The organism is Pseudomonas sp. BP01, assembly GCF_022760795.1.
In the GTDB taxonomy this organism is placed as follows: domain Bacteria; phylum Pseudomonadota; class Gammaproteobacteria; order Pseudomonadales; family Pseudomonadaceae; genus Aquipseudomonas; species Aquipseudomonas putida_Q.
Map to the genome: position 1 here is coordinate 1 of NZ_JAFBKA010000036.1, position 20780 is coordinate 20780.

Annotated in this window: 15 protein-coding genes; 10 read left to right on the forward strand and 5 right to left on the reverse strand. The window is 62.9% G+C overall.

The window, feature by feature from the left end:
* Together JOY50_RS24305 and JOY50_RS24310 are read right to left on the reverse strand one after the other, a co-directional pair.
* The coding region (locus JOY50_RS24305; RefSeq protein WP_243055992.1) for a sensor histidine kinase at nucleotides 1-1348 on the reverse strand (1348 nt) is incomplete at its 3' end.
* Between the two features lie 157 nt (nucleotides 1349-1505).
* Nucleotides 1506-2099: a lytic transglycosylase domain-containing protein gene (locus tag JOY50_RS24310; protein WP_132843252.1), complete on the reverse strand. Its 594-nt coding sequence runs from the start codon at nucleotides 2097-2099 to the stop codon at nucleotides 1506-1508.
* A 184-nt stretch (nucleotides 2100-2283) separates the two neighbouring features.
* Here JOY50_RS24310 and gspG point away from each other — a divergent pair, with 184 nt between their 5' ends.
* Both gspG and JOY50_RS24320 read left to right on the forward strand, forming a co-directional pair.
* The gene (gspG, locus tag JOY50_RS24315; protein ID WP_028613001.1) at nucleotides 2284-2709 is read left to right on the forward strand and encodes a type II secretion system major pseudopilin GspG; all 426 of its coding nucleotides are present in this window, start codon (nucleotides 2284-2286) and stop codon (nucleotides 2707-2709) included.
* A gap of 11 nt (nucleotides 2710-2720) precedes the next feature.
* Nucleotides 2721-3911, forward strand: a complete 1191-nt coding sequence (locus tag JOY50_RS24320; protein ID WP_132843253.1) for a type II secretion system F family protein — start codon at nucleotides 2721-2723, stop codon at nucleotides 3909-3911.
* Here JOY50_RS24320 and JOY50_RS24325 read toward each other — a convergent pair.
* Together JOY50_RS24325 and JOY50_RS24330 are read right to left on the reverse strand one after the other, a co-directional pair.
* Nucleotides 3905-5212, reverse strand: a complete 1308-nt coding sequence (locus JOY50_RS24325; protein ID WP_243055993.1) for an LLM class flavin-dependent oxidoreductase — start codon at nucleotides 5210-5212, stop codon at nucleotides 3905-3907. The two genes, JOY50_RS24320 and JOY50_RS24325, sit on opposite strands and share 7 nt — an antisense overlap.
* A gap of 139 nt (nucleotides 5213-5351) precedes the next feature.
* Nucleotides 5352-6287 (reverse strand): ABC transporter substrate-binding protein, encoded by a 936-nt coding sequence (locus JOY50_RS24330; RefSeq protein ID WP_243055994.1) that lies wholly within the window; start codon nucleotides 6285-6287, stop codon nucleotides 5352-5354.
* Nucleotides 6288-6591: 304 nt separating this feature from the next.
* Here JOY50_RS24330 and JOY50_RS24335 point away from each other — a divergent pair, with 304 nt between their 5' ends.
* From JOY50_RS24335 to JOY50_RS24365, 7 genes are all read left to right on the forward strand, one after another.
* Nucleotides 6592-7200 carry a cysteine dioxygenase gene (locus JOY50_RS24335; protein ID WP_243055995.1) on the forward strand — a complete coding sequence of 203 codons (609 nt, stop codon included), beginning with the start codon at nucleotides 6592-6594 and terminating at the stop codon, nucleotides 7198-7200.
* Nucleotides 7197-8783 carry a rhodanese-related sulfurtransferase gene (locus JOY50_RS24340; protein WP_132843259.1) on the forward strand — a complete coding sequence of 529 codons (1587 nt, stop codon included), beginning with the start codon at nucleotides 7197-7199 and terminating at the stop codon, nucleotides 8781-8783. The genes JOY50_RS24335 and JOY50_RS24340 overlap by 4 nt, the downstream gene beginning before the upstream one ends.
* A 158-nt stretch (nucleotides 8784-8941) precedes the next feature.
* Nucleotides 8942-10183: a multidrug efflux RND transporter periplasmic adaptor subunit MexE gene (gene mexE / locus JOY50_RS24345; protein ID WP_138737319.1), complete on the forward strand. Its 1242-nt coding sequence runs from the start codon at nucleotides 8942-8944 to the stop codon at nucleotides 10181-10183.
* Between the two features lie 12 nt (nucleotides 10184-10195).
* A complete protein-coding gene (locus JOY50_RS24350; RefSeq protein ID WP_243055996.1) occupies nucleotides 10196-13375 on the forward strand; it encodes an efflux RND transporter permease subunit in 3180 nt (1059 codons plus the stop codon).
* Entirely contained in the window at nucleotides 13372-14787 is a 1416-nt protein-coding gene (locus JOY50_RS24355) for an efflux transporter outer membrane subunit (RefSeq protein WP_243055997.1), read from the forward strand. The genes JOY50_RS24350 and JOY50_RS24355 overlap by 4 nt, the downstream gene beginning before the upstream one ends.
* 276 nt (nucleotides 14788-15063) lie before the next feature.
* A complete protein-coding gene (locus JOY50_RS24360) occupies nucleotides 15064-16119 on the forward strand; it encodes a tetratricopeptide repeat protein (RefSeq protein WP_132843265.1) in 1056 nt (351 codons plus the stop codon).
* A gap of 79 nt (nucleotides 16120-16198) precedes the next feature.
* Nucleotides 16199-17812: a response regulator gene (locus JOY50_RS24365; protein ID WP_132843267.1), complete on the forward strand. Its 1614-nt coding sequence runs from the start codon at nucleotides 16199-16201 to the stop codon at nucleotides 17810-17812.
* A 5-nt stretch (nucleotides 17813-17817) separates the two neighbouring features.
* Here the strand turns inward: JOY50_RS24365 and JOY50_RS24370 are convergent, their stop codons facing one another.
* The gene (locus JOY50_RS24370; protein WP_405046009.1) at nucleotides 17818-19806 is read right to left on the reverse strand and encodes an ATP-binding protein; all 1989 of its coding nucleotides are present in this window, start codon (nucleotides 19804-19806) and stop codon (nucleotides 17818-17820) included.
* A gap of 261 nt (nucleotides 19807-20067) precedes the next feature.
* Here JOY50_RS24370 and JOY50_RS24375 point away from each other — a divergent pair, with 261 nt between their 5' ends.
* Nucleotides 20068-20754, forward strand: coding sequence for a type 1 glutamine amidotransferase domain-containing protein (locus JOY50_RS24375; protein ID WP_132843271.1), 687 nt, complete (start codon nucleotides 20068-20070; stop codon nucleotides 20752-20754).
* The last annotated feature ends 26 nt before the right edge of the window (nucleotides 20755-20780 follow it).

The following is a 20780-nucleotide window of genomic DNA, read 5'->3' on the forward strand; positions in this document are numbered from 1 at the left end:
GCCCCACCCCCAGCCCACCCTGCTTGGTGGTAAAAAACGGCCGGAAAGCCATGCGCTGCTGCATTTCATTCATGCCCCTGCCATTGTCAGACAGGCGCAGGGTCAGGCTACGGCGGTCATGGCGTACCACCTCGACACGCAACCGGCCGCCCTGCTCCATCGATTCCAGGGCATTGGCGATCACGCTACTAAAAATCTGCCGCAGTAACGCCGGATGCCCCAATACCTGTACCGCCGGTAACGGTTGCAGGTCCAGGCTCACCCCGCCCCGCGCCAGCGGCACGGCGTAGGCCTGGAGGCTTTCTTGCAAGGCCAGCGCCAAGTCCACCGCCCCCCCCTCATCGTTCAGCGGACGCAGTGACTGCAGCATCTGGCGAATCCACTGCGACATCCGATCAACCTGGCTGATGATGTCGTTGATATTGCGCTGCGCCGGGCCTTCGTCGAACGCCTGGGCGAGCTCGGCACTGGAGCGGATACTCGCCAGCGGGTTTCGCAGGCTGTGGGCCACCGCCGAGGACACCTCGCCCAGTGCCACATAGGTTTCGTTATTGATCAGCCGCTTCTGCTGCACCGCCAGCAACCGTGCAGCGCGGTGCATGATGCCGTACAGGCCGACGTAGACGAGCGCGGCGCCGATGGTGATCGCCAGCCAGATCAGTATCAGACCATGCTCGATGCGCACAATAAGGTCACGGGGCTCTTTATAGATCTCGACCATCGCCGTTACGTGCTCGCCGTCGGCATCGAACAGCGGAATATAGTTCTCGATGAACAGCTGTTTGGGCAGGGTGACAAACTTTTGCTCGGCACGGGCCTGTTCGAAGTTGTGATAGCTGGCCGAGACTCGCATCTTGTACTCGAAAGCCCGCTCCAGGTCGTCGTCGCTGTCAATCAGCTTGCCGATAAGCGCCGGGTTGGTGGACCAGATCACCGTACGGTCCGGGGCATAGATATTGGCCAGCAGCATGTCTGGCAGGTGGGCGATATGGTCGAGGAACTCACCGCGGGCCTTGCGCCGGGCATCCGGGTCGACGTCCGGCAGGTTGCTGCGGTCGGTGCGCGGGTCAAGCAGCTCGCCCATGGTACGCACGTTGGGGATCGACACATGGCGTACTTCGGCGTCGGCGATGGAGGTGATGAACTGTGCCGTGAGCAAGGCATCGCGCTCAACGCTCTCATCAATGATGAAACGGCTGGAAATCAGCCCCAGTCCGGCAGCCACCGAAAGAATGATGGCCAGGCTGACCCAGGCATACCAACGCAGCAGGTTGAACGGCTTGCGTACGGCTGCCAGCTCGTTGCCGGCAGGCACTTCGATGGCGTCGGAACGAGGGGCGATGTCCATGGCGGGCTCCACAGCTGGGCACCTTCAGAAGGTTATAGCCCAGACCTGGGGAAACCGTAGTGCTAAATTGATGGCAACCGCCGAAGGGTAACGTTTTTTTCACTTTGTTCACGCTGTCTGTAGGAGCGCGTAACCTCTGACAAGCTATGACAAGCTATTACAGTGGTGAATCATTCGCCAACCCCTGCAGCTTGCGGTATTCGCGCAGCACCGTGGGCACATAGCGCCGGGTCTCGGCAAACGGCGGCACAGCGCCGCGCCGCATTACGGCATCCGGGCCGGCGTTGTAAGCCGCCACGGCCAGGGTGATGTCGTTGTTGAACAGTGTGAGCATCTGCTTGAGGTAACGTGCCCCGCCCTGCACGTTGTCTTCGGGGTCCAGGCGATCTTCCACGCCCATCTCACGTGCGGTATCCGGCATCAATTGCATCAGCCCTACCGCGCCGGCAGACGACCGGGCCTTCGGGTTGTAGCCGGACTCGGCCTTGATCAGCGCATGCAGCAACGCCGGTGGCACGTTGTGGATGCGCGCTGCCGTGGCGACCACCTCGGCGTAAGGGCGGCCAGTGATCATCTGCGCATTGGCCGGGCCAGCCTGGGCCAGCGGCTCGTTGATCACCTTTTCATAGTGGCGCCCGGGTCGATGGACGTTGGTCAGTACGTAGCCGCCCTTGGCATCGATGGAGATGTACACATCGGCCTGGGCGGCACCTGCCGCCAGCCAGATCAAACCGAGGATGAGTCCACGCATGACGGTCGCCTCTTCGTCGTGGCCCCCGAAGTGGGGGAAATGCCCCGGAAACCCGAGGTCGATGACCACGACGCAAGCACTGTGCCGCTTCCTGTACCGCATGGCGCAAGGCGCCGAGGCAGACGTGCACGGCTGTTGCATGGTGCCTGTCAACCTGTGTCCCCATGCAGTGGAGGGCTTCACCATGCAGCGCAGAACCAACCCGCAACGTGGCTTCACCCTGCTCGAACTCCTGGTGGTGCTGGTGGTGCTCGGCCTGTTGGCCGGCATCGTCGCCCCCAAGTACTTCAGCCAGCTCGGTCGCTCCGAAGCCAAGGTGGCGCGGGCGCAGATAGAAGGGCTGAGCAAGGCGCTGGATTTATATCGCCTGGAGGTCGGCCACTACCCCAACAGTGAGCAAGGCCTGCAGGCCCTGGTAATCGCACCCAGTGGCGAAGCCCGCTGGACCGGCCCGTACCTGCAGAAGGCCGTGCCGCAGGACCCGTGGGGCCGCCCTTACATCTACCGGCAACCGGGCGAAAACGGCGGTGAATACGACCTGCTGTCGATGGGCAAGGACGGCCAGCCCGGTGGTGACGGGGAAAACGCCGAAATTACCAGCTGGCAGTAAGGAGCGTGGCCATGCGTTACAGCCTCAAGGCCCTGGGCAGACAGGGTGTGGTGCAGTTGCAGATCGACGCCGAGGATGCCGATCAAGCCCGCCGCCTGGCCGAGGACCAAGGCCTGCGCGTGCTTAGCCTGCGCGGCAGCGGCGGCGCCTTGCGCGGCATGGCTTGGCGACGCGAAGCGGCATTTGACCTGGTGCTGTTCAGCCAGGAACTGTCAACCCTGCTCAACGCCGGCCTGCCGCTGATCGACGCACTGGAGAGCCTGGCGGAAAAGGCGCCTGCCGCCACCACACGCAAGGTGCTGGCCGAGCTAGTACGCCAGTTGTACGAAGGCCGTTCGCTGTCCCAGGCCCTGGGCCAGCAACCGCGGATATTTCCGCCGCTGTATGTGGCGCTGGTGCAGTCCAGCGAACGCACCGGTGCGCTGGGCGATGCCCTTACGCGCTACATCAGCTACCGCCAGCGCCTGGACCTGGTACGGCAAAAGTTGGTGGGGGCCTCGGTCTACCCGTTGCTGCTGTTGCTGGTGGGTGGCGGCGTGGTGCTGTTCCTGCTCGGCTACGTGGTACCGCGTTTCAGCCAGGTGTTCGAGGGCATGGGCACCGAATTGCCGTGGCTGTCACGGGTATTGATGCAGATCGGGCTGTTCTTGCATGCCCAGCAACTGCCGCTGGCGCTGGGCACGGTCGGTGGGGTCACGGCGCTGTGGCTGCTACGCCGCCACCCACGGGTGCGGCGCTGGGCATCCTGCCAGTTGCGCCGCCTGCCGGCGCTGCACCAACGCTTGATGATGTACGAGCTTGCGCGCTTCTATCGCTCGCTGGGTATCCTGCTGCAAGGCGGCATTCCCATCCTTACCGCCATGGGCATGGCCCGCGGCCTGCTCGGTAGCGCAGCAGCCCAGGGCCTGGGACAGGCCAGCCAACGGGTGGGCGAAGGGCTGCCACTGTCCGATGCGCTGGAAGCCGGGCACCTGGTTACGCCGGTGTCGCTGCGCCTGCTACGGGCGGGCGAGCAGTCCGGCAACCTGGGCGAGATGCTGGAACGCTGCGCCGACTTCCATGACCAGGAAATCGGCCGCTGGGTGGAATGGTTCGTGAAACTGTTCGAACCGCTGCTGATGACGTTCATCGGCCTGCTGATCGGCCTGATCGTGATCCTGATGTACATGCCGATCTTCGAACTGGCCTCAAGCATTCACTGAATGGTCAGGCCCAGGCTCTCGCGCAGCGTGCTGCCCTCGTAAGCTGTACGGTACACCCCGCGCTCCTGCAACAGCGGGACCACCTCCTGGGTAAACCGGCGGAACTGCCCTGGGTGGCCGATGTAGATGTTGTAGCCATCCAGGGCCCGCGCCTCGAACCACTCGGTCATTTTTGCCGCTACCGTTTCGGCCGAGCCAACGAAAGCCCCTGGGCGCAGCTTACGGCCGAACTCCACCGCCTGGCGCAAGCTGAACCCCTGCTCCCGTGCCTGGTCGGCGATGCGCTTGGCGTTGGTGAAGAAGCTGCTGCGTGCTTGCTCCAGGCTTTCCTGCGGGAACGGCGCATCAAGGTCGTACTGGCTGAAGTCGTGCCAGCCGAAATTGCGCCCGAATTCCTTGAGGGCCAGCTCGAAACTATGGTCCTGCTGGTGGTAATGGCGTTCGATCTCGCGGGCGTGTTCGTCGGTGTCGCCCACATAGATCTCGGCACCAGGCAACACCAGCAGCTGCTCGGGGTCGCGCCCTAGCCGCACAGCGCGGTCTTTCACATCGCGGTAGAACGCCTGGCCCTGCTCGATGCTGGCGGCATGGGTAAAGATGACATCTGCCGTGGCTGCCCCAAGCTCGCGCCCTTGCTGCGAGTCTCCGGCCTGGAAAATCACCGGCTGGCCCTGGGGGGAACGCTGGATATTCAATGGCCCTACGACCGAGAAGTGCTCGCCCTTGTGGTGCAGGGCATGCATCCGGCTCGGATCGAGGAACTGCCCGGTGGCGCGGTTGCGTGGGAACGCGCCGTCTTCATAGGACTGCCAGAGGCCCTGCACCACCGCCACGTGCTCGTGTGCGCGGGCGTAACGGGTGTCGTAATCGTAGTGCTCGTCACGGCCATAGTTGCCCGCGGTGCCAGCATCACCACTGGTGACCACGTTCCAGCCAGCGCGGCCCTTGCTGATCAGGTCCAGCGAGGCCAGGCGGCGGGCGACGTTGAAGGGTTCGTTGTAAGAGGTGGTCAGAGTACCGACCAGGCCGATGTTGCGGGTAGTCACTGCCAGTGCCGAGAGCAGGGTCAGCGGCTCGAGGCGGTTGAGATAGTGCGACGGTGAGCCGGGGGTGATGTACTGGCTGTCGACGATGAACATGAGGTCGAACAGTGCCGCTTCGGCCTGGCGGGCGATATCGATGTACCAGTCGATGTTGACGCTGGCATCGGCGGGCAGTTCCGGGTCGAGCCACAGGTTATGCCGGCCAGGGCCACCACAACCCATGGTCAGGGCGCCGAGCTTGATTTTGCGGGTAGTCATGTACAGCTCCTCATAACAGTTGTTGCCTGTACCGGCCCAATCGCCGGCAAGCCAGCTCCCACAGGTTTGCCACTGTACCCAGGGCTGTGGTGATCCTGTGGGAGCTGGCTTGCCGGCGATTGGGCCACGGCAGGAAAACTCAGTGGTCGAACGCTGCCGCGAACGAGGTATCGAACAGGCTCGACGCCGGGTAGCTCTTGATCAGCCCCAGCCCGGCAAAGAAGTCCACGGTCTTCTGCGCATCCACGATCACCTGCGGGCTCAGCGGCGCCACATCGGTACGGGCGCGGGCAAACCAGACGCGAGCAATGTCGCGATCGGCACGGGTACGTTTGGCCCAGGCATCGGCATAAGCCTCGGTATGGGCCGGGTCGCTCAGCGTCCAGTCACGGGCCTTTTTCAGGCGCTGCAGAAAATCACTGATCTGTGCCCGCTTGGCCTCCACCGCCTTGGCGTTGGCCACCACGAAGCTCTGCGCCGGGATCAATCCTTCGGCCGTGGCCAGCACCCGCGCCCCTTGGCGCTCCTGCTGGGTGACATAGGGCTCCCAGGTCGCGATCACATCCACTGAACCGCCATCCAGGGCATGGGAGGCGTCCAGGGCGCTGAGGTAGCGCAGCTCCAGGGCATCACGCGGCACGGCGGCCTTGTCCAGGGCGCTGAACAGCAACTGCTGGCTCCAGGAGCCTTTCCAGATCGCCGCACGTTTGCCGCGCAGGTCTTCGAGGCTGTGAATGTTCGAGTCCTTGCGCGCCAGGATCGCCACGCCATCGAGGTTCTGCCGGCTGACCGCAATCACCTTGATCGGCGCGCCCAGGGCACCAAGGAACAACGGCGGCGCATCGCCCAGCAGGCCGATGTCCAGGCTGCCCACGTTCAGCGCCTCGGCTACCGGCGAGCCGGCCGTAAACTGCTTCCACTCCAATGTATACGGCAGGTCGTCGAGCACGCCGGCCGCTTCCATCACCGCTCGGGCATTGACGCTCTGGTCACCGACTACCAAGGTTTGCGCGGCAGCGGCCAGGCTGAGGGAGCTGGCCAGCACACCGGCGGCCAATTGCTTGAGGTATCGCACGTTCGTCTCCAGGTACCGAAGGGGTACTTCAGGCCGATCCGCGCGTGCGGTCTCGTGGGGGGCATGGGGGCTGACATATTCACTTTGAATATAACCAGAGCAATGCTTATAAGTTATCGATTATGCGCATCGCCGTGAAATTCGTTTTGGGCATAACCTAATGCTTTGCCCATGTGCCCATTTCAAAACAGATTCACCAATCTGTAAATGCGTAATTTGCATATTAGCTTATTCGTATTTTTACTTTTGAGAATATTCAGTGCGTTTGCTAGGGTTAACCCAAACCGTCAGCCGAGCCTGAACCATGAACCAACCTCTGCGCCTTGAGCGCCTGCGCCACTTCATCGACGCGCTTGCGCAACTGGTGGACCAAGAACCCGACGAAGCCACCCTCCTCGACCACGGCCAGGGCTTGCTGCGCAGCCTGGTCGCCCATGACGACTGGTTGCCCGAAGCACTGGCGCAGCCAGACCCGGCCCGTTACCAGCAATATTTGCTGCATTGCGATTCGCGCCAGCGCTTTTCCATCGTCAGCTTCGTCTGGGGGCCAGGCCAGCAGACACCAATCCACGACCACCGGGTCTGGGGCCTGATCGGCATGCTGCGCGGCGCGGAATATTCGCAAGGCTTCGCCCGTAGCGAACACGGCGCATTATTGCCAGCGGGTGAGCCCGTACGCCTGGACCCCGGCCATGTAGAGGCCGTTTCGCCGCGTATTGGCGATGTTCATCAAGTCAGCAACGCGTTCGACGACCGGGTGTCGATCAGCATCCACGTCTATGGCGCCAACATCGGTGCCGTCAGCCGCGCGGTGTACTCGCCCGACGGCAGCGAAAAACCGTTCATTTCCGGCTATTCCAACAGCCTTCTGCCCAACATTTGGGACCTGTCCAAAGAGAACCCTGCCCCATGAGTACCGTTGCCACCCGCTCCTACCAAGACATTCGCCAGGCCTTGCTGGCCCATGAAGAACTGGCGCTGATCGATGTGCGCGAGGAAGACCCGTTCGCCCAGGCACACCCCCTGTTCACCGCCAACATCCCCTTGTCCAAGCTGGAGCTGGAGATTTACGCCCGGGTGCCGCGCCGTGACACCGCCATTACGGTGTATGACGACGGCGAAGGCTTGGCCCATCAGGCCGCCGAACGCCTGCTGGCCTTGGGATACAGCGATGTCGCATTGCTCGAAGGCGGGCTGGCCGGCTGGCGCGCCGCCGGTGGCGAGCTGTTCCGTGACGTGAACGTGCCGAGCAAGGCCTTTGGCGAGCTGGTTGAAAGCGTGCGCCATACCCCGTCGCTGGCGGCCGAACAGGTGCAGGCGCTGCTGGACGACAAGGCCGATGTGGTGGTGCTTGACGCCCGCCGCTTCGACGAATACCAGACCATGAGCATCCCGGGGGGCATCAGTGTGCCGGGTGCCGAACTAGTCCTGCGGGTTGCCGAACTGGCGCCAAGCCCAGCTACGCAGGTCATCGTCAACTGCGCAGGGCGCACCCGCAGCATCATCGGCACCCAGTCGCTGGTCAACGCCGGCATCCCCAACCCCGTGGCCGCCCTGCGCAACGGAACCATCGGCTGGACCCTGGCCGGGCAAACGCTGGCGCACGGCCAGGAGCGCCGCTTCGCCGAGGTGAGCGACAACACCCGCGCCGACGCCGCCCAACGCGCACGCAATGTGGCCGACCGTGCCGGTGTGCTGCGCCTGGAGCGCGAAGCCCTGGCCGCCTGGCAGGCCGATACCCAGCGCACCACTTACCTGTTCGATGTGCGCACCCCCGAGGAATATGCCCAGGGCCATCTGCCGGCCAGCCGCAGTGTACCGGGAGGGCAACTGGTGCAGGAAACCGACCACGTCGCCAGCGTGCGCGGGGCGCGCATCGTGCTGGTGGATGATGACGGCGTGCGGGCCAACATGAGCGCTTCCTGGCTGGCGCAAATGGGCTGGCAGGTCGCCGTGCTCGATGGCGTGTCGGCGCAAGATTTCAGCGAGAACGGCGATTGGCAGGCCCCCCAACCTCCACTGCCCGCAGTCACCGAAATCGGCGTCGAGCAGCTGGACGACTGGCTGCAAACGCCAGGCACCGTGCTGCTGGACTTCACCACCAGTGCCAACTACGTGAAACGCCATATTCCAGGTGCCCACTGGGCAATTCGCGCGCAGTTGCCGCAGGTGCTGGAACAGCTGCCAGTCGCCGAGCGCTATGTACTGACCTGCGGCAGCAGCCTGCTGGCACGCTTTGCCGCGGTAGACTTGCAGGCGCTTACGCAAACCCCGGTGTACGTACTGGACGGCGGCACGGCGCGGTGGATTGCGGCAGGCAAGCCGCTGGAAAATGGCGAAACGCACCTGGCGGTGGCGCGTACCGACCGTTATCGCCGGCCTTATGAAGGGACGGATAACCAACGTGAAGCCATGCAGGGGTACCTGGACTGGGAGTTCGGGCTGATTGCCCAGCTGGAGCGGGATGGCACCCATGGGTTCAACGTATTGAGCTGAGATTGCCGGGGCTGCCAGGCAGCCCCTTCATGCCCGCCATCGATGAATGATCCACACATATCATTCAGCGTGATATTAACCTTCGTCCCGTTCGATTCGTGCCTCACGCGCAACACACTCACACTCCGCCCACTACTAATACATTGGCGGAGTTCTCCATGGAACAATCTCTCAAACCCTTGCGCTTTCCCCTCGCTGCCTTGGCAGTGGTGGTGATCAGCGCTTGCGGTCGAACCCCAGACGCCGTGCAGGCTCCCGCCGCGCCAAAGGTCACTGTGGCCAAGGTGATCGAGCAACCGATCAACGAGTGGGACGAGTTCACCGGCCGCCTCGAAGCCCCGGAAACTGTCGAAGTTCGCCCGCGGGTCGCCGGCCAGATCGACCAGGTCGCCTTCACGGAGGGCGCCCAGGTTAAAAAAGGCGACCTGCTGTTCCAGATCGACCCACGGCCGTTCCAGGCTGAAGTCCGCCGCCTTGAAGCCCAACTGCAACAAGCAAAAGCCACCGCCATTCGCAGCGCCAACGAAGCCCGCCGTGGCGAACGCCTGCGCGACAGCAACGCCATTTCCGCCGAACTGGCAGAATCGCGTAGCAGCGCTGCCGCCGAAGCCCGCGCCGGGGTCGACGCGATCCAGGCCCAACTTGACCTGGCGCGCCTTAACCTCAGCTTTACCCGCGTCACCGCACCCATCAGTGGCCGCGTCAGCCGTGCCCAGTTCACTGCCGGCAACATCGTCACGGCCGATGTCACCCCGCTGACCAGCGTGGTGTCCACCGACAAGGTGTACGCCTACTTCGACGCCGACGAGCGCGTGTACCTCAAGTACACCCAGCTGGCGCGCGAAGGCCAGCGTGGCCAGAGCACCCCGGTGTACCTGGGCCTCACCAACGAAACCGGCAACCCGCACCTGGGCCAGATGAACTTCGTCGACAACCAGGTCAACCCGCGCACCGGCACCATCCGTGGTCGTGCGGTGTTCGACAACCGCGACGGCCAGTTCACCCCGGGCCTGTACGCACGCCTGAAGCTGGTCGGCAGCGCCCAGTACGACGCCGTGCTGATCAACGACGAAGCTGTGGGCACCGACCTTGGCAAGAAGTTCGTGCTGGTCATGGACAAGGACAACAAGGCCGCCTACCGCACCGTGGAGCTGGGGCCGAAGCTGGAAGGCCTGCGCATCGTGCGCAGCGGCCTGGGCAAGGACGACCGCATTGTGGTCAAGGGCCTGCAGCGCGTGCGCCCAGGTTCGCCGGTCACACCGGAAGAAACCCCGATGGCCAGCGAACAGACCCTCGCCGCCCTCGCCCAGCAACGCCAGGCACTGGAGGCCAGCAACCCGGCACCCAAGGTGGCGGGCAACAACGTGAAAGTCGCCAGCGCCCAGGCGCCACGCGGTTAAGGGAACATACCGATGAACTTCTCGAAATTCTTCATTACCCGGCCGATTTTCGCCGCGGTGCTGTCGCTGGTGCTGCTGATCGCGGGGTCGATCTCGCTGTTCCAGCTGCCGATCAGCGAATACCCCGAAGTGGTACCACCCACCGTGGTGGTACGTGCCAACTTCCCCGGCGCCAACCCCAAGGTCATCGGCCAAACCGTCGCCGCACCACTGGAACAGGCCATCACGGGCGTTGAGAACATGCTGTACATGTCCTCCCAGTCCACCGCTGATGGCAAGCTGACGCTGACCATCACGTTCGCCCTGGGCACTGACCTGGACAACGCCCAGGTGCAGGTGCAGAACCGCGTCACCCGTACCCAGCCCAAGCTGCCCGAGGAAGTGACGCGTATCGGTATCACCGTCGACAAGGCCTCGCCCGACCTGACCATGGTCGTGCACCTGACGTCGCCGGACAACCGCTACGACATGCTCTACCTGTCCAACTACGCCATCCTCAACATCAAGGACGAGCTGGCGCGTCTGGGCGGCGTAGGCGACGTGCAACTGTTCGGCATGGGCGACTACTCGCTGCGCGTGTGGCTGGACCCGAACAAGACCGCTTCGCGCAACCTCACCGCCAGTGATGTGGTAGCGGCAATCCGCGAGCAGAACCGCCAGGTGGCTGCCGGCCAGCTGGGCGCCCCGCCCGCCCCGGGCTCCACCAGCTTCCAGCTGTCGATCAACACCCAGGGCCGTCTGGTCAACGAGGAAGAGTTCGAAAACATCATCATCCGCGCCGGTGCCGATGGCGAAATCACCCGCCTGAAGGACATCGCCCGGGTCGAACTCGGCTCCAGCCAGTACGCCTTGCGCTCGCTGCTGAACAACCAGCCGGCGGTGGCCATCCCGATCTTCCAGCGCCCAGGCTCCAACGCCATCGAAATCTCCGACGAAGTGCGGGCGAAAATGGCCGAGCTGAAGAAGGACTTCCCTGAAGGGATGGACTACAGCATCGTCTATGATCCGACCATCTTCGTGCGTGGCTCCATCGAAGCAGTGGTGCACACCCTGTTCGAAGCCCTGGTGCTGGTCGTGCTGGTGGTCATCCTGTTCCTGCAGACCTGGCGTGCCTCGATCATCCCGCTGCTGGCCGTGCCGGTATCGTTGATCGGTACCTTTGCGGTGATGCACCTGTTCGGTTTCTCGCTTAACGCCTTGTCGCTATTCGGCTTGGTGCTGGCCATCGGCATCGTGGTGGACGATGCCATCGTCGTGGTGGAGAACGTCGAACGTAACATCGGGCTGGGCCTGAAACCGTTGGAAGCCACGCAAAAGGCCATGAGCGAAGTGACCGGGCCGATCATTGCCACCGCCCTGGTGCTGTGCGCCGTGTTCGTACCGGCTGCGTTCATTTCCGGCCTTACCGGGCAGTTCTACAAGCAGTTCGCCCTGACCATCGCCATTTCCACCGTGATCTCGGCGTTCAACTCGCTGACCCTGTCGCCGGCCCTGGCTGCCGTGCTGCTGAAGGACCACCATGCGCCCAAGGACCGTTTCTCGCGGTTCCTCGACAAACTGCTGGGCAGCTGGCTGTTCTCGCCGTTCAACCGTTTCTTCGACCGCGCCAGCCACAGCTACGTCGGTGGCGTGCGCCGGGTCATCCGCTCCAGCGGCATCGCCCTGTTCGTCTATGCCGGCCTGATGGGCCTGACCTACCTCGGCTTCTCGTCCACGCCGACCGGTTTCGTGCCGGCCCAGGACAAGCAGTACCTGGTGGCCTTCGCCCAGCTGCCGGACGCCGCCAGCCTCGACCGCACCGAAGCGGTGATCAAGCGCATGAGCGAAATCGCCCTGAAGCAGCCTGGCGTGGCCGACTCGGTGGCCTTCCCTGGCCTGTCGATCAACGGTTTCACCAACAGCCCGAACAGCGGCATCGTGTTCACTCCGCTCAAGCCGTTCGATGAGCGCAAGGACCCGAGCCAGTCGGCGGCGGCCATCGCGGCTGCACTGAATGCCCAGTTCGCCGATATCCAGGACGCCTACATCGCCATCTTCCCACCACCGCCCGTACAGGGCCTGGGCACGATCGGCGGCTTCCGCCTGCAAATCGAAGACCGTGGCAACCTGGGTTACGAAGCGCTGTACAAGGAAACCCAGAACATCATCGCCAAGAGCCACAACGTGCCGGAGCTGGCAGGCTTGTTCACCAGCTACCAGGTCAACGTGCCGCAGGTCGATGCCGCCATCGACCGGGAAAAGGCCAAGACGCACGGCGTGGCGATCACCGATATCTTCGACACCTTGCAGGTTTACCTGGGCTCGCTGTACACCAACGACTTCAACCGCTTTGGCCGCACCTACCAGGTCAACGTCCAGGCTGAGCAGCAGTTCCGCCTCGATGCCGAGCAGATCGGCCAGTTGAAGGTGCGCAACAACCTGGGCGAGATGATCCCGCTGGCGACCTTCCTCAAGGTCAGCGACACCTCCGGCCCGGACCGCGTGATGCACTACAACGGCTTTATCACCGCAGAAATCAACGGTGCAGCAGCCCCGGGCTATAGCTCTGGCCAGGCCGAAGCTGCCATCGAGAAGCTGCTGAAAGAAGAACTGCCTAACGGCATGACCTTCGAGTGGACCGACCTGACCTACCAGCAGATCCTCTCGGGCAACACCGCACTGCTGGTCTTCCCGCTGTGCGTGCTGCTGGCGTTCCTGGTGCTGGCCGCCCAGTACGAAAGCTGGAGCCTGCCGCTGGCGGTGATCCTGATCGTACCGATGACCCTGCTGTCGGCCATTACCGGTGTGATCGTGTCGGGTGGCGACAACAACATCTTCACCCAGATCGGCCTGATCGTGCTGGTGGGCCTGGCGTGCAAGAACGCGATCCTGATCGTGGAGTTTGCCAAGGATGAGCAGGCCAAGGGCCTCGATCCACTGGCTGCGGTACTGGAAGCCTGCCGCCTGCGCCTGCGGCCGATCCTGATGACTTCGATCGCCTTCATCATGGGTGTGGTGCCGCTGGTGTTCAGCTCTGGTGCAGGTTCGGAAATGCGCCATGCCATGGGGGTGGCGGTGTTCTCGGGGATGATCGGCGTGACCGTGTTCGGCCTGTTCCTGACCCCGGTGTTCTTCTTCCTGATCCGCCGTTTCGTCGAGCGTCGCCAGGCCCGCAAGGCCGAGCGCGTTCAAGTGCTGGAGAACCATGCATGAACCTGCTCAAACCCCTGACCCCAAGCCTGCTGGCACTGGCCCTGGCAGCCTGTGCGGTAGGCCCGGACTACCAGGCCCCGGCAACCGAACCTGCACAACTGAGCAGCGATGTGCAGGCCAAGGCCTACGACCGTAGCCGCTTCGAAAGCCTGTGGTGGAAGCAGTTCGACGACCCGGTGCTGAACCAGCTGGTGCAGGCTTCGCTGGACGGCAACCGTGACTTGCGCGTGGCCTTCGCCCGCCTGAAATCCGCCCGTTCCATCCGCGAAGACGCCGAAAACGACCAGTTCCCGGTGGTCACCAGCCGCGCCAGCAGCGACATCGGCAAGGGCCAGATCCCCGGCCAGACCACGCAGCGGGTGAACAGCGAGCGCTATGACCTGGGCCTGGACATGGCCTGGGAGCTTGACCTGTTCGGACGCATCCAGCGCCAGATTGAGGCCAGCGAAGCACAGGAAGCGGTAGCCGCCGCCGACCTGCAACAATTGCAGGTCAGCCTGATTGCCGAACTGGTCGATGCCTACGGGCAGCTGCGCGGTGCGCAATTGCGCGAGAAGATCGCCCTGGCCAACCTCAAGACCCAGCAAGAATCACGCACCATTACCGAAACCCTGCGCGATGCCGGCGTGGGCAATGACCTCGACGTGGTACGTGCCGATGCACGCCTGGCCGGGGTCGAAGCCACCGTGCCGCAACTGCAGGCCGAACAGGCACGGGCGCGGCACCGCATCGCCACCCTACTCGGTCAGCGCCCGGACGCGCTCAGCGTAGACCTGTCACCCAAGGACCTACCGGCCATCGCCAAGGCGTTGCCGGTGGGTGACCCCGGTGAACTGTTGCGCCGTCGCCCGGACATCCGCAGTGCCGAGCGCCAGCTGGCTGCCGCCACCGCCAACGTCGGCGTGGCCACGGCAGACCTTTTCCCCCGCGTCAGCCTCAGCGGCTTCCTTGGCTTTACCGCCGCACGCGGTTCGCAGATCGGCTCCTCGGCAGCCAATGCCTGGGCGCTGGGCCCAAGCATTACCTGGGCAGCCTTCGACCTGGGCAGCGTACGGGCCCGCCTGCGCGGCGCCAAGGCCGATGCCGAAGGGGCACTGGCCAACTACGAGCAGCAGGTATTGCTGGCCCTGGAGGAATCGGCCAACGCCTTCAGCGATTACGACAAGACCCAGCAGCGGCTGCTGTCGCTGATGCGCCAGAGCGACGCCAGCCGCAAGGCAGCGGAGCTGGCCTCGATTCGATATCGAGAAGGTACGGTGGACTACCTGGTACTGCTCGACGCCGAGCGCGAGCGGCTGAGCGCTGAGGATGCGCAGGCCCAGGGTGAGGTCGATCTGTACCGCGGTATCGTCTCCATCTACAAGGCCCTGGGCGGCGGCTGGCAACCGCAGACGGTGGCCAGCGCACGCTGATACACCCGTTCCAACGACTCCTTTGGTTGGCTCCTCCCCCAACCGTTTGCCCCGCAGGCCTTGGTCTGCGGGGCTTTTTTATGCCGTTGAAGCTTCAGCGCCTGCGAGATCGAGCACCGCCCGCGCGGCGCACCGCGAGCGAAGCTCGCTCCTACGTTTATTTCGGGCCAATTATGCCTGTGGGATTTGCGCGCGACCGCCTTGGTGCCTGCACTCGGTTGCATTTGCCCCCCGGCTGGCCCAAGCTCTGCCCTTCCCGCCACCACGGACCGTCCGATGCACAGACGCAACCGCTACCTGATCGCCCTGCTGCTGTTGATCCTGGTATCGGCCCTGTTCGGTTACCTGTGGCGCGACGATCAGCCAGCACCGCCGACCTTGCCTGCACACAGCTATGCCAAGGCCCTGCGCCAGGCCCATGACGGCCAACCCGGTGCAGCGCGCGTGCTTTACCAGCAATTGCAACGCAATGACCTGCCCTCTATCCGCCGCGCTGCACTGTATGCCGAGCTACCCAACTACCCGTCCCCCCAGGCATTGAAACTCGCCCGCCAGGACCTGGAGCATGCCGACCCGCTGGTGCGCCGTGCGGCCATCGCCGGTATCCGCCGCCTGCTGCCGGCGGCGCAGCGCAGCCTGGTGCTCGGCCCATTGCTGGACGACGATGAACAAAGCGTGCGCTTTGCTGCCGTGGATGCCCTGCTGGGCCTCGATCCCGATGCCATCGGCCTGTATTTCGGCCCGTTGCAGGCAGCCCTGGAACAATACCAGCAGGCGCTCGAGCAACAACCCGAGGATGCCGACGCCCAGGTACATCTGGCGCGCCTGTACCTGCACGAAAACGACTACACCCAGGCAGCCACGGCCTTGCAACGGGCGCTGAAGGTTGCACCCGGCAACCTCGACGCCCTGGCCACCCAGGTGCGCCTGCTGGAGCGTCAGGGCCACCACGATGCCTCGCGCCAGGTCTTGGGCAAAGCCTTGGCGCTAAGCCCCGACTCAGCCTTCCTGCAGTACGAGCTGGGGCTCTGGCTGAACCGCCACGAGCAGCGCGAGTACGCCTTGCTGGCTTTGTCCCGCGCCGTCGAACTGGACCCGGACAACGCCGACTACCGCTATACGCTGGCAGTCACGCTGCACGAGCTGGAACAACTCGACGCCGCGCAAAAGCAGCTGGAAACCGTACTCAACCGCCAGCCGGCCAACCGCCGGGCGCGCGTGTTGCTGATTCAGTACTGGAAAGAGACCGGGCAATTGCAGAACGTACAAGTGCTGCTGGCCGAGCTTGAGCGGCAGAACCCGGACGACCCCATACTGCAACAGGGCCTGTAGGTAACACCTGAATATTTCTGAACCCTGGGCGTGTGCCCAGAGTCCAGTGGATATCAGGCCACCCTACAGGAGAGCCGTTTTGGCCCATTCATTGGCGCTGGATGAACGTGCCTTGATTCTGGCACCCCCGCCATTAGCAGCGGACACCTCGCGCCTGCTCGCCTCAGCCGGCATCAATAGCCTGTGCGCCGTCGACCTGCCCAACCTGAAGACTTGCCTGGCAGAAGGCGCAGGCCTGGCAATCATTGCCGAGCAAGTATTCAGCCAAGGCCCAAGCGCGTTGCTGCAAGCATTCATTGACCAGCAACAGAGCTGGTCGGACCTGCCTATCGTGCTGCTCATCCAAGGCGCCTGGTCAGCCGCAGGCGCGGGTAACCACCCAGTGGGCAATCTTTTACTGCTGTTCGCCCCGTTCGATAACGCCCAACTGTTGCACATGACACAATCCGCCCTGCGCAACCGGCGCCGGCAGTACGCTGCCCGCGATCAGTTGCAGGACCTGCAGCAGCGCCTGAACACCCAGATTGCGTTGGCAGAGAAGGAACAGGAACGCGACGATTTCGCCCGCTACCAAGCACGCAAGATGGAAGCCATTGGCCAATTGGCCGGGGGGGTTGCGCATGACTTCAACAACTTGCTCACCAGCATTGGCGGCAGCTTCGAGCTAATTGAACGGCGCTTGCATCAAGGCCGCAGCGATGGCCTGGACAGCGTGCTGCACATGGGCCGTGAGGCTGTAGCACGCGCTGCCCGCGTGACTCACCGCTTGCTGGCCTTCTCTTCCCGCCAATCGTTGAACAGCCAGCGTGTGGACCTGCACGGCCTGCTCAACGTGAAACGCCTGAAGGCTTGCCTGAACCCTGCTGTAACCTTGCACGTCCACATAGCCAAAGGGCTGTGGCCGGTAGAAGCTGATGACAAACAGTTGCAGGAAGCCCTTGATAACCTGCTGCTCAATGCCTGCGAAGCCATGCCCAGTGGTGGCCAGCTACGAATCGAGGCGAGCAATCAGCACATCGGCAACAATCAGTTCACCAGCGGATCTCTATGTGCGGGTGACTACCTGCGGCTGAGCATCACCGATGACGGCCAGGGCATGGCGCAGAGCACACTGGAGCGCGCTTTCGAGCCATTTTTCAGTACCAAGGCGATCGGCCAGGGCATTGGCCTGGGCCTGTCAATGGTATATGGCTTCAGTAAGCAGTCTCACGGGCATGTCGCCCTGCACAGCCAGGTAGGCCAGGGGACCCGGGTAGACCTGTACCTACCGCGCCATATCGGCCGGGCAAAGGCACCAAGCAAGCCGGTGCCTGTGCAAGGAAGTCGGGGCCGTCACGTGCTGGTAGTGGAGGACGACCCCCATGTTCGCCAACTGCTGTGCCAGACCTTGAGCGAGTGCGGCTTCCCCTGCCGCAGCGCGGCAAATGCCACCCAAGGGCTCCAGGTACTGCGCTCGGCACAACCCGTGGATCTACTGGTCAGCGATATCGGCCTACCCGGCATGAATGGCCGGCAACTGGCCGAAATTGCACGCAGCCTGCATCCGCATTTGCCAGTGCTGTTCATTACTGGCTACGCGGAAACGGCCATGGCCCGCGAGGGCTTTCTGGGCGCGGGCATGCACCTGATCTGCAAGCCGTTCGAACTGAAAGAGCTGCAGACGCAGGTAACGCAGATTCTGGGCCGCCCCTGAACCCATTACTGTTCGAGCATGTTTAGCGCCTGATCGGCGAGGTCCGCCAACAAAAACGGCTTGTTCATCAGTGCCGTGCCCGGCTGATCAAGCAACTGCGCTTCAACAGAATGTTCAGCATAGCCGGTAATGAACAGGATCTTTTGCGCAGGAACCTGCATGCGCATGGCCTTGGCCACTTGCCGGCCACTAAAACCGCCTGGTAAACCGATGTCGGTAATCACCAGATCAAAGGGATCGTCAAGGCGAAAGCGCTCCAGCCCGGTATTGGCGTCACCCGCATCAGTCACCACAAAACCGCGTTCGGTCAGGTATTCGCCCATCACGGCACGTAAGTTCAGCTCGTCATCGATCAGTAGCAGGCGTTCGCCCTGGGCCATGCGCTGGGAACGCTGCGCGGGCTTGGGCTCTTCGGGTGCCGGGTCAAGGCACCTTGGGAAAAGCATGGAAACCCGAGTGCCCTGATTCGGGTTCGACTCGATCCAGGCGTATCCCCCCGATTGGCCGACAAAGCCATACACCATCGATAGGCCAAGCCCGGAACCCCGTCCGATGGGCTTGGTGGTGAAGAACGGCTCAAAAGCCTTGGCAATGTCCTGCGCCGAAATGCCATGGCCATCGTCCTCGACGTGCAAGGCTACGTAGTCGCCTGGCGGCAGTCCATTCTCATCCGGGAAGCTGGCCGTCAACCGCTCGTTGACGCTGCGAACAGTGACATTGCCACGCTCCAGGCAGGCTTCCCGGGCATTGGCGCAAAGGTTGACCAAGGCATTTTCAAGTTGGGTAACGTCAAGGCATACGGCCCACGGCGCAACATCCAGTTGCCAGTGCAAGCGCATTTCTGCGCCCAGCGCCTTCAGTAGCAACGGCTCGCTTAGACGCAACTGCCGATTGAAGTCCAGCGGCTTGGGTGCAAGTGGTTGGTGCCGAGAGAATGCCAGCAGGCGGTGGGTCAGTTCCATGGCGCGCGTCACCGAGTCGCGAGCGACCTCCAGATAGGCGTCGATCCGCTCCAGCCGCCCATCCTGAATCCGCCGCTGCAACAATTCGAGACTGCCGCCGATACCCGACAGCAGGTTGTTCATCTCATGGCCCATGCCCCCGGCCAACTGGCCCACAACCTCCATGCGTTCACTGTTGCGCATCAGCGCTTCGGACTGACGCGCTGCCTCTTCGCGTTCTCCGGTGATATCGCGACCGACTGCCGTCAGCAGGCTGCCATCGAACCGGGCACTCCAGCGAAACCAGTGGTAATGGCCATCGCTGTGACGCAAGCGGGTCTCCAGTTGCTCGGTATTGTGGTACTGCAGGAATCCGGAGACTGCCACCTGTACCTGGGCGCGATCCGCCGGATGTACCAGTTCCAGTATCGGCAGGTTGCGAACCTGCTCCTCATCCCAACCCAGGATGCGGTACCAGGCAGGGTTGGCAGCGTACATCTTGAGCCCAGGGGTAACTGTCATCATTGCATCACGCGACAACTGCCAGATCTGCTCGCGCTCGGCCACATGTCGCTCTATCTGTCGTTCAAAGCCCTGCGCCTGCTCACGCCAATGGTGGTGCGCCTCAACGCTGGCCGTGGTCTCGATTACCGTGTGCAGAAACCCCGCCACGTTTCCAAGTTCATCGTGCAGGGGAGCATAACCGAATGCGCACCACAGCGGCTCGCTGCCTTCGCCGCAGACGATACGCAGGGGCGGGTCCTCGACAAAGTTCGAACACCCTTCAAGCGCCTTGAATACCCACGGCCCCATTGCCGGCCAGGTATCAAGCCAGAGCGCATCGAACGCATTGCCCAGCGCATCCGGTCTGGCGGTCCGCAGCGCCCGATAGCCATCGTTGTGCACCACGCAGAGATCTGTCCCCCAAACCACCGCACAGGGAAACGGTGACAAGTGCATCATGTCGACGGCAATGCGCAACGAGGCCGGCCAGCGCGGCAGCGGTCCAAGTGAGGTACGCCCCCAGTCAAATTGCGCAATTCTTTCGCTCATGAGGTCGAGCGCTGCCGATTTAGGCGCCTTCAAGGTGAGCTGCCGCGCAGATTTGCGCGGCGTACCGTGTACGGCCAATAGCGTTACTCCAGCAATGCGAAGAATTACCCCCGGTGCCAAGATTGGCCTGAGGGTTTAGTTGAAGTTAGTACAGCACAAGCTGCGCACCATGGCGTACTTGCAACTGACAGCTATGCTGATTAGGTTTTCCCCTGGGCCAGGGAGCAACGGCCCATTCAGGTTGCCGACGGGAGCGTGGTCATGAGCAAGAAAATGCTGGTAGTGCTGACCAATACAGCCAAGTATCCGACCCTGAAACGGGCGACGGGGCTATGGCTGGGTGAAGCAGTACACTTTGTCGAGAAAGTCGAAAAGGCCGGCTATACGGTCGATTATGTCAGCCCACAAGGTGGCTATGTCCCTATCGACCCACACAGCCTGCAGATGGCTCCCGATCTGGACTGGCAATGGTATGACGACAAACGCTTCATGACGCGACTGGGCACCAGCTTGAGCCCTGGCCAGGTAAAGGCCGACGAATACAGCGTCATCTACTACACCGGCGGGCACGGCGTGATGTACGACTTCGCCGATAACCAGCCGCTGCAAGAGCTCGCACGCAAGATCTACGAAAAAGGCGGCATCGTTGCAGCGGTCTGCCACGGCGTGGTCGGTCTGCTGAACATCAAGCTCAGCGACAACAGCCTGCTGCTGAAAGGGCGTAAGGTGACCGGCTTTTCCAATATCGAGGAAAAGCTGGTTGAGCTGGATAACGTGGTTCCTTTCTTGACCGAAAATGAGCTAGGCGGCCGCGGCGGCGAGTACAGCAAACATGATGAGCCGTGGAAGCCATACGTCATCGAGGATGGTCGGTTGATCACCGGGCAGAACCCGGATTCCACTGCACTGCTCGCAGAGAAAGTTCTGGCAAGACCCGAGGTTAAGTAAAGCCTTACATCAATCTTTTGGTTTTC

What these genes read in the sequence shown, in the direction of transcription:
- JOY50_RS24360 (WP_132843265.1), top strand. Translation starts at nt 15,064, where the DNA reads ATGCACAGACGCAACCGCTACCTGATCGCCCTGCTGCTGTTGATCCTG.
- JOY50_RS24335 (WP_243055995.1), top strand. Translation starts at nt 6,592, where the DNA reads ATGAACCAACCTCTGCGCCTTGAGCGCCTGCGCCACTTCATCGACGCG.
- JOY50_RS24375 (WP_132843271.1), top strand. Translation starts at nt 20,068, where the DNA reads ATGAGCAAGAAAATGCTGGTAGTGCTGACCAATACAGCCAAGTATCCG.
- JOY50_RS24370 (WP_405046009.1), bottom strand. Translation starts at nt 19,806, where the DNA reads ATGAGCGAAAGAATTGCGCAATTTGACTGGGGGCGTACCTCACTTGGA.
- JOY50_RS24310 (WP_132843252.1), bottom strand. Translation starts at nt 2,099, where the DNA reads ATGCGTGGACTCATCCTCGGTTTGATCTGGCTGGCGGCAGGTGCCGCC.
- mexE (WP_138737319.1), top strand. Translation starts at nt 8,942, where the DNA reads ATGGAACAATCTCTCAAACCCTTGCGCTTTCCCCTCGCTGCCTTGGCA.
- JOY50_RS24355 (WP_243055997.1), top strand. Translation starts at nt 13,372, where the DNA reads ATGAACCTGCTCAAACCCCTGACCCCAAGCCTGCTGGCACTGGCCCTG.
- gspG (WP_028613001.1), top strand. Translation starts at nt 2,284, where the DNA reads ATGCAGCGCAGAACCAACCCGCAACGTGGCTTCACCCTGCTCGAACTC.
- JOY50_RS24325 (WP_243055993.1), bottom strand. Translation starts at nt 5,212, where the DNA reads ATGACTACCCGCAAAATCAAGCTCGGCGCCCTGACCATGGGTTGTGGT.
- JOY50_RS24320 (WP_132843253.1), top strand. Translation starts at nt 2,721, where the DNA reads ATGCGTTACAGCCTCAAGGCCCTGGGCAGACAGGGTGTGGTGCAGTTG.
- JOY50_RS24340 (WP_132843259.1), top strand. Translation starts at nt 7,197, where the DNA reads ATGAGTACCGTTGCCACCCGCTCCTACCAAGACATTCGCCAGGCCTTG.
- JOY50_RS24350 (WP_243055996.1), top strand. Translation starts at nt 10,196, where the DNA reads ATGAACTTCTCGAAATTCTTCATTACCCGGCCGATTTTCGCCGCGGTG.